The organism is Nocardiopsis sp. NPDC050513 (assembly GCF_044457925.1).
Taxonomy (GTDB): domain Bacteria; phylum Actinomycetota; class Actinomycetes; order Streptosporangiales; family Streptosporangiaceae; genus Nocardiopsis.
On record NZ_JBITHK010000003.1, the window covers coordinates 441,392 to 452,825 of the forward strand.

13 protein-coding genes are annotated in these 11,434 nt (G+C 73.6%); 7 read left to right on the forward strand and 6 right to left on the reverse strand.

Going from position 1 to position 11,434, the window contains the following annotated elements:
• Positions 1–79: 79 nt before the first annotated feature.
• The 3 genes from ACIBFB_RS07265 (at position 80) to ACIBFB_RS07275 (ending at position 1,922) form a co-directional block, all read left to right on the forward strand.
• Complete coding sequence (locus ACIBFB_RS07265) at positions 80–727, forward strand: helix-turn-helix transcriptional regulator (protein WP_397227240.1); 648 nt, start codon at positions 80–82, stop codon at positions 725–727.
• A 33-nt stretch (positions 728–760) separates the two neighbouring features.
• Positions 761–1,240, forward strand: coding sequence for a DUF3291 domain-containing protein (locus ACIBFB_RS07270; protein ID WP_397227242.1), 480 nt, complete (start codon positions 761–763; stop codon positions 1,238–1,240).
• A gap of 64 nt (positions 1,241–1,304) precedes the next feature.
• Entirely contained in the window at positions 1,305–1,922 is a 618-nt protein-coding gene (locus tag ACIBFB_RS07275) for a superoxide dismutase family protein (protein WP_397227244.1), read from the forward strand.
• 165 nt (positions 1,923–2,087) lie between these two features.
• Here the strand turns inward: ACIBFB_RS07275 and yidC are convergent, their stop codons facing one another.
• Together yidC and ACIBFB_RS07285 are read right to left on the reverse strand one after the other, a co-directional pair.
• Positions 2,088–2,786, reverse strand: a complete 699-nt coding sequence (gene yidC, locus ACIBFB_RS07280) for a membrane protein insertase YidC (protein ID WP_397227246.1) — start codon at positions 2,784–2,786, stop codon at positions 2,088–2,090.
• A gap of 80 nt (positions 2,787–2,866) precedes the next feature.
• Entirely contained in the window at positions 2,867–3,154 is a 288-nt protein-coding gene (locus ACIBFB_RS07285) for a DUF6412 domain-containing protein (protein ID WP_397227248.1), read from the reverse strand.
• 152 nt (positions 3,155–3,306) lie between these two features.
• Here ACIBFB_RS07285 and ACIBFB_RS07290 point away from each other — a divergent pair, with 152 nt between their 5' ends.
• Positions 3,307–3,624, forward strand: a complete 318-nt coding sequence (locus tag ACIBFB_RS07290; protein WP_397227250.1) for a hypothetical protein — start codon at positions 3,307–3,309, stop codon at positions 3,622–3,624.
• Here ACIBFB_RS07290 and ACIBFB_RS07295 read toward each other — a convergent pair.
• A complete protein-coding gene (locus ACIBFB_RS07295) occupies positions 3,614–5,215 on the reverse strand; it encodes an amidohydrolase family protein (protein ID WP_397227252.1) in 1,602 nt (533 codons plus the stop codon). The genes ACIBFB_RS07290 and ACIBFB_RS07295 overlap by 11 nt on opposite strands.
• Positions 5,216–5,420: 205 nt before the next feature.
• Entirely contained in the window at positions 5,421–6,020 is a 600-nt protein-coding gene (locus ACIBFB_RS07300; protein ID WP_397227254.1) for a TetR/AcrR family transcriptional regulator, read from the reverse strand.
• Positions 6,021–6,213: 193 nt separating this feature from the next.
• Here ACIBFB_RS07300 and ACIBFB_RS07305 point away from each other — a divergent pair, with 193 nt between their 5' ends.
• Positions 6,214–7,872 (forward strand): MFS transporter, encoded by a 1,659-nt coding sequence (locus ACIBFB_RS07305; RefSeq protein WP_397227256.1) that lies wholly within the window; start codon positions 6,214–6,216, stop codon positions 7,870–7,872.
• Here the strand turns inward: ACIBFB_RS07305 and ACIBFB_RS07310 are convergent.
• Together ACIBFB_RS07310 and ACIBFB_RS07315 are read right to left on the reverse strand one after the other, a co-directional pair.
• Positions 7,863–8,312 (reverse strand): GNAT family N-acetyltransferase, encoded by a 450-nt coding sequence (locus tag ACIBFB_RS07310; RefSeq protein WP_397227258.1) that lies wholly within the window; start codon positions 8,310–8,312, stop codon positions 7,863–7,865. The two genes, ACIBFB_RS07305 and ACIBFB_RS07310, sit on opposite strands and share 10 nt — an antisense overlap.
• Before the next feature lie 195 nt (positions 8,313–8,507).
• Complete coding sequence (locus ACIBFB_RS07315) at positions 8,508–9,725, reverse strand: cell division protein DivIVA (protein ID WP_397227522.1); 1,218 nt, start codon at positions 9,723–9,725, stop codon at positions 8,508–8,510.
• Between the two features lie 411 nt (positions 9,726–10,136).
• On the opposite strand from ACIBFB_RS07315, the gene ACIBFB_RS07320 reads away from it, so the two are divergent.
• Positions 10,137–10,685: a gamma carbonic anhydrase family protein gene (locus ACIBFB_RS07320; RefSeq protein WP_397227260.1), complete on the forward strand. Its 549-nt coding sequence runs from the start codon at positions 10,137–10,139 to the stop codon at positions 10,683–10,685.
• Positions 10,686–10,938: 253 nt separating this feature from the next.
• The gene (locus ACIBFB_RS07325) at positions 10,939–11,421 is read left to right on the forward strand and encodes a hypothetical protein (protein WP_397227262.1); all 483 of its coding nucleotides are present in this window, start codon (positions 10,939–10,941) and stop codon (positions 11,419–11,421) included.
• The last annotated feature ends 13 nt before the right edge of the window (positions 11,422–11,434 follow it).

Genomic DNA, 11,434 nt, shown 5'->3' on the forward strand with positions numbered 1-11,434 from the left:
CGCCTGTTCAGCAGGGGTCGTGGGTCGACTCCAGTCTGCCACCCCGCGGCGGGTCGGGCGGCGGACGCAGAATGGTCGTATGGACCACGCCTCGATCGACGCCGCCCACGCCCTCGCCGACCCCGTGCGGCGCCGACTGTACGAGTACGTCGCCGCCTCGGACGACGACGTCAGCCGGGGCCGTGCCGCCGACGCGCTCGGACTCCAGCGCACCCTGGCCGCCCACCACCTCGACCGGCTGGTGGACGCGGGCCTGCTGGAGGTGACGCGGCGCAAGGTGAGCGGGCGCGAGGGTCCCGGCTCGGGCCGCCCCGCCAAGCTCTACCGGCGCGCGGAGCGGGAGCTGTCCCTGCACCTGCCGCCCCGCGACTACCAGCTGGCCGCGCGCCTGCTGGCGGAGGCGGTCGAGCGGCACGGGGCGGAGGAGGCCCTGCACGGCGCGGCCACGGCGGAGGGGCGGCGGATCGGCGCGGCGAGCGACGCCGCTCCGCTGCCGGAGTTCCTGCGGGAGCGCGGCTACGAGCCCGAGGACACCGGGGACGGCCTCCGGCTGAGGAACTGCCCGTTCCACGCACTCGCCCGGGAGTTCCCGCCCCTGGCCTGCGGGCTCAACCTGGCGCTGCTGCGGGGGGCGCTGGAGGCGCGGGGCGAGGACGGCGGGCGCGCCCGGATGGACCCCGCCCGGGGCCGGTGCTGCGTGGTGGTTTCCAAAAACAATGAGGATTGACATAGAAGTGTCCGCCGTGGTGTCCTGTGCCCCATGGACACCTCCGCCCCCGCGTACCACCTGGCCCAGCTGAACATCGCCGTCCTCCGCGCGCCGCTCGACGACCCCTCGATGAAGGACTTCGCCGACGCCCTCGACCCCGTCAACGCCCTCGCCGACGCCTCCCCCGGCTTCGTCTGGCGACTCAGGGAGGACGGCGAGAAGGACGCCACCCACCTGCGCCCCTTCGGCGACGACGTCCTGCTGAACTTCTCCGTGTGGGAGGACGTCGACGCCCTGTGGAACTTCTCCTACCGCACCGAGCACCTGGACTTCCTCCGCCGCCGGCGCGAGTGGTTCGAGCACATGCGGCAGGCGTACATGGTGCTGTGGTGGATTCCTGCCGGTACGATCCCCTCCGTCGAGGAGAGCGGGCGTCGACTCGACCTGTTGCGCGAAAACGGCCCCTCCCCCGAGGCCTTCGACCTCAGGTCCCCCTTCCCGCCCCCGACGCACCGCGATTCGCACGTTTAGTTATCCTCGGGACACCTTGGGTAACGTTGCGGTGGACCACAGCGATCACACCGGGAGTCCCGTCATGCGCACGACCTCGCTCACCGTCGGTCTGGTACTGACCGCGCTCGTCACCGCCGGATGCGCCGGCGACGGCACGGACACCGAGGGGGACGGCACGGCGACGGACGCCCCGACCCTCCGCCCGACGGCCTCCCCGAGCGTCACCGCGTCGATCTTCATGCCGCCCGGCCAGAGCGAGGCCGCCATCACCTACGACGAGACCGCCGTCCCGGAGGGGGCCACCTCCGACATCCAGGTCCGCGTCGAGAACGGCGAGACGTACGTGCAGTTCACCGGGACGGGCCTGGAGGCCGACCGCGACTTCGGCGCGCACGTGCACACCCAGCCCTGCGGCGAGGACCCCGCGGACGCGGGTCCGCACTACCAGAACGAGGCGGACCCGGCCGCGGGCGGGGGCGAGCCGTCGACCGACCCCGCCTACGCCAACCCCGAGAACGAGGTGTGGCTGGACTTCACCAGCGACGACGGCGGGAACGGCTTCGCCGCCGCCACCGTCCCGTGGGAGTTCCGCGACGGCGAGGCCAACTCGTTCGTCCTCCACGACCACCACACCATGACCGAACCGGGTGAGGCGGGCACCGCGGGAGACCGCCTCGCCTGCGTCACCGTGGCGTTCTGACCCGGGCGGCGTGCGGTTCCGGCACGTTCGCTCGCCGGAACCGCCCCGGAGGGACGCGCGCACGCGTCCCGTCCGGGTGGGTCCTGGTCGCCGCCCGCGGGCTGTTCCTCCTCCTCGTGGCCCGCCTGACCCGGTCGGAGGCCGCCGCGGGGTGAGGGCCCCGCGTCAAGGCAGCAGGCGCCGGAGCAGCAGGCGCTCGCCGAGCGTCCACGCGGTCGTGGTCAGCAGGTACAGCCCCGCGGCCAGCGGCACGAAGGCCGCGAACACGACGGTCGTGAAGCCGATCCACGACACCGCCCCCGCCATGGGCGACGGAGCGGCCCCCAGGGCGGGCAGCACGAGGTAGCGGCGGCTGGCCCACGCCACCAGGGCGAGCAGCGCCAGCAGCACCGCGAACACCGGGGCGGCCTGGAACCCGTCCGCGCTCGCGCCCAGGGTCGCCCCGAGCTCGACGCCGAGGAAGGTGTGCGCCAGCAGCGGCTCGTCCGCCACCGCCGCACCGGTGAACACCCCGTACACGCACAGGAGCACCGGCGCCTGCGCCAGGCTCGGCAGGCAGCCCGCCAGCGGGGAGGTCCCCGCCTCGGCGAACACCCGGCGCTGTTCGTCGACCAGCCTGGCCGGGTCGTCGCGGTACGTGGCGGTGAGCTCGGCCAGCTGCGGCGCGAGTCGGGCCCGGGCCTTCTCCGCCCGTACCTGGGCGACGCCCAGCGGGAGGAGGAGCAGGCGGACGAGGATCGTGAGGGTGACGACGGCGGCTCCGGCGGCGAGCCCTCCGACGAGGGGAGCGAGGAAGGCGGTCAGGGCGGCGAGCACCGCCGACAACAGGGACACGGCGGCCGCGATCGGCCCGAATCCGTACAAGGGTGAGGCCCTTCGTCTGGGTGGGGTGGTTCAGACGTCTGGCCGCTCGGAGAACGGGCGCGCGGAACGCGCGCGAGGGGTCAGAGAGCGGCCGGAAGGGCCGGTCCCGGGGCTCTGGGACGGGGCCTGCCCGCCGCGTCCGGGTCGCACAGGGTGAGCACGGGCAGGCGCTTCGACCTGCGGCGCATCGCGCGCGCCACCGCGCTCGCGGAGTCGGCGGCGGGCCAGGGGGCGAGAGCGCCCAGGAAGTGGAGGGCCAGGACCGCGCCGACGGCGGCCAGCAGGGCGAAGGCGCCCGGCAGGGGCACGAGTTCGGTCGGGAACAGGCCCAGGAGGAGTGCCTCGGCCACGGCGAGCAGAACGGTCACAGTGGGCACCTCCTCCTCCGCTCGGTCCGACCGAGCCTACCAATCGCCCGACACTCCGTCGGAGCTCCCGCCCTTTCATCTGATCCTGTAGCTAAATGACACAGAGTAACCACCTCCGTGCCCGCGCCGGCACGGCCGAAGAGGGGAACCCCGTGCCGATCCGCCCAGCCAACCTCGCCACCATGTCCGCCACCATCGCCGGAGCGGTCTCCGGGCTGACCAACAGGGAGGACGCGTCGTCCACCGTGCGGGTCACGTTCGAGTCGGGGTTCGAGCAGACGGTCCGCAACGGCGGCTGCAGGACGCTCCGGACCGGTCAGGGCGGAGTCGTGGAGGTGGACTCCGAGGCGGGCGTCCGGTTCGCGCTCTTCTCCGGCACCAGCTGCCAGGGCAGCCGGGCGCTCGCCTCCGGCAACGGGGCCGTGCGGTTCGGCGTCCCGGTCCTGGCCGGAGCCATCGTCATCGGCTGACCCCCCTGCGCACGGACCGGCCGGGCAGGCGGTCGGTCCGGCGGCCGTCCCGGACGGTGAACTCCCCTCCGACCAGGACGTGTTCGATCCCCACCGGGGCACGGCGGGGCTCGGCGTAGGTGGCTCCGGCCGCGACGGTGCCGGGGTCGAACACCACCAGGTCGGCCACGGCCCCGACGTGCACCACGCCCCGGTCGGTGAGGCCGAGCCTGCGGGCGGCCCGCGAGGTGAGGTGGCGGACGCACTCCTCCATCGTGAACACGCCGAGGTCGCGCGCGTAGTGGCCGAGGTAGCGCGGGAACGTTCCCCAGCCGCGCGGGTGGGGCCGTTCCCCGACCAGGATCCCGTCACTGCCCCCGGTGTGCGAGCTGTGCCGCATGATCGTGCGGATGTTCTCCTCGTTGCCGACGTCCATCAGGCAGCCGGAGCGCAGCCCGTCGGCGACGAGCAGGTCGAGGTAGAGCTCGCCGGGCTTGCCGCCGCGCCGGTCGGCGAGGTCGGCGACGGACGAGCCGACCGCCCACGACAGCACGGGGTCGCCGACCCCCGTGACGACCAGGGTGGACCAGTCCAGGGGGACGCCGTGGTTGCCGTCGGTGCCCTCGACCTCGATCTCGTGCAGGACGCGGACGCGGACTCCGTCGTCGCGCAGGCGCGCCACGGTGGCCGCCGCACCGCCCTCCTGCACCCAGCCGGGCAGCGGTGCGGCGAGGTAGGTCGCGCTGGCCGTGTAGGGGTAGCTGTCCAGGGTGACGTCGAGCCCGTAGCGGACGGTGGCCTCGTCGACGGCGTCGAGGACCTCGGGGGCGCGCCCGCGGTTGAGCGGGAAGTTGACGTGGCAGTGCGCGAGGTGGAGGGGCACGTGGGCCCGGCGGGCGACGTCGAGGCACTCCTGGTAGGACTCGACGGCGCGGGAGCCGTAGTTGCGGTGGTGGGGGCAGTAGTAGCCGCGCGCCGCGCGGACGGGTTCGAGGAGGTCGACGAGCTCGTCGTCGTCGGCGTACATCGCGGGTGCGTAGGTCAGGCCGGTGGAGAGTCCCTGCGCGCCCTCGTCCAGGCCCCGCGCGATGATCGCGCGCATCCGCTCGGTCTCGTCGGGCGTGGGCGGCCGGTCCCCGTCGCCGACGACGGCCATGCGGACATTGCCGTGCGGCACGAGGCAGGCGACGTTGACGGGGGCGCCGCGGTCGACGAGGTCCAGGTACTCGCCGACACCGCGCCAGGAGCGGTCGAGGTCGGGGGCGCCGTTCCATCCGGCGATGCGGGCGCGGATCTCGTCGGCGGTGGCGTCGGTGACGGGCGCGTAGCCGAGGCCGTCCTGCCCGACGACCTCCAGGGTGACGCCCTGGAGGACCTTGGCCTCGTGCGCGGGGTCGGCGAGCACGGCGAGGTCGGAGTGGGCGTGCATGTCGATGAAGCCCGGGGCGACGACGAGCCCGCCCACGTCGACGACCTCACCCGTGGTCCGGACGGTCCCGGGCGGGGAGAGGTGGCGGACGCGGCCTCGCGCCAGGACGACGTCGGCCGCGCGGGCGGGGACGCCGGTCCCGTCGACCACGCGTCCGCCGGTGAGAACGGTCTCGGACTGCACTGTTCCTCCGTTCGCGGTGCGCGCGGCACCCGTTCGGCGAGCCTCCGGCCGTGTTCCGGTGTGACCACGATACGCCGTACCCACCAGAATCGTTAGGTTTGTTTCCTGTTACTTCCGGGAAACCGCTCGTGACGCGGCACGGGCACCGTCCCGGGCAGATGCACGTGCCGACAGAGCCGGTCCCGCATCGCGCGCCGGTTCCCGGTCAGCCGTCGTCGGCCTCGAACTCCTCCAGGCACAGGTCCAACAGGGCCTGGACCCGGTCGGTGAGCCGCACCCGGTCGTGCGCCCGCAGCGCCGTCGCCCCCTCGATCAGCCGCACCCGGGTCAGCCCCAGCAGCACGGCCGCCACCAGCGAGGCGTGCACGGGCGCGTCCTCGCCGCCGAGGTAGGCGGAGAGGGGTTCGAGCATGGCGGACTTGAGCCGCCCCTGGTACACGGCCTGGAGGTCGGGGTCCCCCGAGGAGTGGTCGAGCGCGCGCTGCAACGCCGTGCCCTCGCCGTGCAGACGGCCGACGGCGTGCTCGGCGAGGCGACGGGTGAGGGTGTCGGGCTCGCCCTCGATCAGCCCGGGGAAGACGCCGTCCTCGCGCAGGATCTCGGTCAGGAGCCCGCGTTTGGCGCCGAAGTAGCGGTTGATGAGGGCGACGTTGACCCCCGCGTGCGCGGCGATCATCCGCGACGAGACCGCGCCGTACCCCTCGCTGGTGAACAGCTCCCGGGCGCTCTCCAGGATGCGGGCGCGCGTCGCCTCACGGCCGCGCGTCGGCGCGGAGCCGCCTCCGGTTCCCTCCGGACGGACCATGTGCACACCCTTCGGCGGACGCGGACTGACTCTGAGATATCCAGGTTGACACCTCCGCCACCCACACGCATACCGATTCGGCGGCACAGATACTGATTTGACAGGTCAACAGCGTTTACATATACCGGATCACGGACGCCCCGCCCCCGGCAGTCAGCCGCGGGGCGTTGCCGCGCCCGGATTCGGGGGACCCATGGAACAGTCGGTACGGCACGAGCGCGACCCCGGAGGCGGGCTCCCCGAACCCGGGCCCCGGCCCCTCTCCGCCGCGACCGCCGACGCCCCTCCGACACCCCCGGCGGCCCCGCCCGACGCCGCGGTGCCCCGGCGGACCGTGCGCCGCGTCATGGCCGGGCTGGTCCTGGCCATGCTCACCTCCATGCTCACCAACTCGATCATCGGGACCGCGCTGCCGACGATCATGGGCGAGCTCGGCGGCCAGGACCGCCTGGCCTGGGTCGCCACCGCGGCGCTCCTGACGATGACCGCGTCCACACCCGTCTGGGGCAAGCTCTCGGACGTGTGGGGGCGCAAGCTCCTCTTCCAGATCGCGCTGGGCGTCTTCATCGCCGCCTCGCTCGCCGCGGGCACGGCCCAGGACGTCGACGCGCTGATCGCGGCCCGCGCGCTCCAGGGACTGGGCCTCGGCGGCCTGGCCACGCTGCCCAACATCATCCTGGGCGACGTCGTGCCGCCCCGCGAGCGCGGCCGCTACAGCGGCCTGATCGGTATGGTCTTCGGCGTCTCCACCGTCCTGGGACCGCTGGTGGGCGGGTTCCTCGTGGACAGCCCGCTGGGCTGGCGGTGGTGCTTCCTCATCACCGTGCCGCTGGCCGTCGTGGCCTTCGCCGTCATCCAGGCCATGCTCACCCTGCCCGCCCGGCCCCGCCGGAGCGCGCCCGTCGACTGGCTCGGCGCCGGTCTGGTGTTCAGCGCGGCCAGCACGCTGATCGTCCTGCTCAGCCTGGGCGGCACCCAGATCCCCTGGACCTCGCCGACCGCCGTCGCCCTCGGCGCGGGGACGCTGCTGCTCACCGTCGCCGCCGTGCTCGTCGAACGGCGCGCCGCCGACCCCATCGTCCCCACCCGCCTGTTCCGCGACCGCACGTTCGTCCTGGCCTCGACCGGCTCGGTCTGCGTCGGCGTGATGATGTTCGGCCTGATCATCTACATGCCGCAGTACCTCCAGATGGTGCACGGCATGTCTCCGACGGTCTCCGGGCTGATGACCCTGCCGCTGGTCGTCTCGTTCCTCGTCACGTCGATCGGGTCGGGGTTCGCGGTGAGCGGGAACGGCCGGTGGAAGGGGTACACGGTCGCTGGCATGGTCCTGGCCGTCGCTGGCTTCGCCGTCCTCAGCGCGAGCCCGGTGCTGCCGGGCCTGGCCGTGGTCGTCGCGGGGCAGGCGCTGGTCGGCCTCGGGATCGGGCTCAACCTCCAGCTCCTGCTGCTCGCCACGCAGAGCGCCCTGCCCACCGCCGACCTGGCGTCGGGGACGGCCACCCTGACGTTCTTCCGCAACCTCGGCGGCTCGACGGGCGTGGCCGCGCTGGGCGCGGTGATGGTGGCCCGGCTCAACGCCGAGCTGGGCGCGGCGGCGGACGCGGCGCCCGCGGACGGGGCGGCACAGGACTGGGCGGGCGCGGCCGAGGCGGCACAGGGGTCACCGGAACTGGTGCACTCGCTGCCGGGACCCGTCCGGGAGGTGATCGTGGGCGCGTTCGACCACGCCATGCAGGGCGTGTTCGTCGCTGGAGTCCCTGTCGCCGTGCTCGGCCTGGTCGCGGTGCTGTGCATGCGCGGGGTGCCGCTGCGCGGCGGGAACGCGCCCGAGCCGGACGGTCAGAGGTAGCGGCGGAAGCCCTCGTGGGAGGCGTCGAACCCGAGCGCGGCGGAGAAGCCCGAGGCACGGTCGCGGCTCTCGTGCGCGAGCAGCTCGACCTTGTAGCAGCCGGCCCTGGTCGCCCGGTCCAGGGCGTCCTCCATCAGCGCCCGACCGATGCCGCCGCCGCGCCGCTGCGGGTCGACCACGAGGTTGTCCACCACGGCCCACGGCTGGGCGTCGTGCGTCAGGTTCGCCACGATCAGCAGGTCCAGGGTGCCGATGATCTGGCCGCGCTCCTCGGCGACGAGCACCATGCGGTCGGGGTCGCCCTCCATGCGCGTCCAGGCGCGCACGGCCGCGGAGGACATGCGGACGTGTGCGCTCTGCGTGTCGGTGGAGTCGCCGAGTTCCCTGAGCAGACGCAGAATCGCCCCGAGGTCGGACCGGATGGCCGCGCGTATCATCATGGCTGACGGCATCGTAGCCGACAGCCTGCGACAAGGCGGACGTCGGCCTACAACTGGCCACAAAACGCCAAGGGCGCGTTCGGTGGATGCTGCTCGTCGCGCAGCAGGGCAAGTGTCCGCCGAACACGCCCTGGGGGCGGGACCGCTGGTCCCGCCCCTTGTACCCGGTGATCGGACCGGGTGCGACCGTGGCCGCTACTCCCTGCGGAAGATCCGCACGCCCTCGTCGCCCTTCGGCGGCTGCGGGGACTCCGGACGGTTGTACACCCCGGTGATGTCCGTGTCGGCGGCCCCGCCGGGAGGCGTGACCGGCTGCTGCGGTCCGCTCGGCACGCCGGGCCCGCCCGGAGCCGGAGCGCCGGGGGCCGGGACGCCGTGCACCGGACCGCCGGTGGGCGGAGCCGCGGCCTGCGGCGGACGCGGAGCCGCGTCGGCGACCTTGGGGCCCTCCTGCGCGTTCTGCCCGGGCAGGGACACCGGCGTGATCCGGACGGTGGCCTCGTCCGACTCGGGCTTGACCGGGGTCAGCTTCGTGGTCGCCTCGTCACCGAACCCGGGGGCGTCCGCGGGCTTGGACGTGTCCACGGGCTTCGGGGCGTCGGCCGGCCTGGCCGCCCCCGCGGGCTTGGCCACCGGGACCGGCTTGGCCGCCGGGACCGGCTTCGCGACGCCCGCGGGCCGCGCGTCCTTCGGCTCCGCGGCGGTGTCGGCGGCGGGCTTGGCCGCCTTGGCCTTCGGGTCGGGCGGCGGGAGGATGTTCTCCTCGCGGCTCAGACCCGTCTCCAGCGCGCCCGCCTTGTCCTCGGCCGTGACCAGGTCGGCCAGCGTCGAGTGCATGTCCTTCAGGCGGCGGAGGGCCTCGGCGTGCGTCGCGGTCAGGGTCGCGAGCCTGCGGTCCGCGGTGTCGTGGATCTTCTTGGCCCGCGTCTCGGCCTCGTTCAGACGGCGGTCGCCCTCCGTCTTGGCCTGCTCGCGCAGCTGGTCGGCCTCCTTCTTCGCGCTGGAGACCATCTCGTTGGCCTCGGTGCGCGAGGAGGACACGATCCGCTCGGCCTCCTTCTCGGAGTCCTTGCGCCGCTTGGCGATCTCCTCCTCGGCCTTCTGCCGGGTCTCCTCGACCTCGGCCGCGACCTTGGCACGACGGTCCGCGGCCTCCTCCTCGGTGATCCTGAGGATCTCGGCCATCCGCTCGCTGATCTGCTCGTGCTCAGGCTTGACCTGGGCCTTCTCCCGAGCGATCGCGAGGTCGCGCTTGTACTGCTCCAGCTCGTCGTCCATCCGCTGCAATCGCTCGCGGAGGTCCTTGAACTGGTTGTCCATCCGTACGAAGTAGTCGTCGACGTGCGCCTTGTCGTAGCCGCCCTTGCGCACCGTCGGGAACCTGTCTTGTTGCAGTCCGCCGCCCGGCAACATTTCGCTCATGTGCCTTTCATGTCCTTAACACCGTCCGACTGCACGTCGCAGAAGGTGAGTTGCCCCGTACCCAGTTGTCGGCGGGACACCCGCCGGACCCGTTGGCCCGGGTCGCGCCCGCGGGCTGTCCCGCCCCGCCGCGCCGACCGGATGGGGGAACCGGCCTCGCACGGAACGTCACGTCGTGGACACCGTCCAGGCGACCACGGTAGACCCCGGTGACACGACCCCGTCAATATCCCCGACGGGTACATCACCGTGTGGCCGCTGGTCACGTTCTTACTAAGGTAAGCGCGATCATCCCCGGGCGGGGGCTGAGCGGTCAACTCCTCCCCCACCTTTCACGAAAATCACGCATACTCGGGCAGCCCGAATGCCAACAGCACGTATGGAGGACCTGAAATGGACGCCATGGCCAACGATCGCCCGGACGGCACGGGACCGATGATCGGCGGGGCCCCGTTCGGCGAGCCGGACATCGACCCCACCGCCTGGATCGCCCCCGGCGCCGTCGTCGTCGGCCGGGTCCGGCTCGGCGCCGAGAGCAGTGTCTGGTACGGATCGGTCCTGCGCGCCGACACCGAGGACATCGTGGTCGGCCGGAGGGTGAACATCCAGGACCAGTGCGGGATGCACTCCGACCCCGGCCAGCCAGCGATCCTGCACGACGGCGTCAGCCTGGGACACAAGGCGATGGTGCACGGCGCGGTCGTCGAGGAGGGCGCGCTCATCGGGATCGGCGCGATCGTCCTCGGCGGCGCCCGTGTCGGGAGGGGCGCGCTCGTGGCCGCCGGGTCCCTGGTTCCCCCCGGCAAGACGGTGCCGCCGGACACGCTGTGGGCGGGCGTGCCGGGCAGGGTCGTCCGGGAGTTGAACGACGACGACCGGAGCGTCCTGGAGCACACCCCGACCGCGTACGCGGGCTACGCCGTCCAGCACCGGGACGTCGCCTGGCGCTGACCGCCCGGTCCGGGGAACCGACGAGAGCACGGGTCGGCGGCGCGGGAGGGGCGGACGCGGTTCCATCCCTGACTAGACCGGGTGACCCGGCCACTGGTCCGCACGGGTCATGTGCGCCCGACCGCGCCCCGCGTAGCCTGGGGGGTCCCACGCCCCGTGGCCAGGGTCCGTCGCGCCCGCGCCACGCCGGACCGGAAGCGGGCGTTCCGTCACCCGACCCGCGGCACCGCTGTCATCCGGGAGGTGTGCGTACGTGGACCACGACCCCGGCGCCCGCCCGCGCGACCCCCTCCACCTCCACGACCACGTCGCGCTGGACGAGATCGAGCTGTACGCCGAGGTGCTCATCGCCGTGGCCGACGCGGACGGACCGCTCAGTCCGTCCGAGATCGACCGCGTGCTCGGAGTGATCCGCTCCAACGGGACCCCGGCCGCACCCGGCCCCGCCCGGCCGTCGCCGCCCGTCCGACCGGTCGGGGCGCGGTCACCGGACGCGGGCGCGGACGCTCCCCCGCCGACCGGTCCCCGCTCCGGCGCCGCCGGCGGCGGTCGGCCGCTGCCGACCGCGGGCCGCCTCCTGCCGGGACCGCGTGTGCTGCCCGACTCACCGCAGCCGCCCACGCCGACCCCCGTGTCCGGAGCGGCGACGCTCCCCCACCCCTTCGCGCCGCCGCGCACCGGTCCGTTCACGCCGCGCGTCTCCCGGGCGGCGCTCCTGCGCCTCTGGTCGGGCTGACCCGGGCGGGACC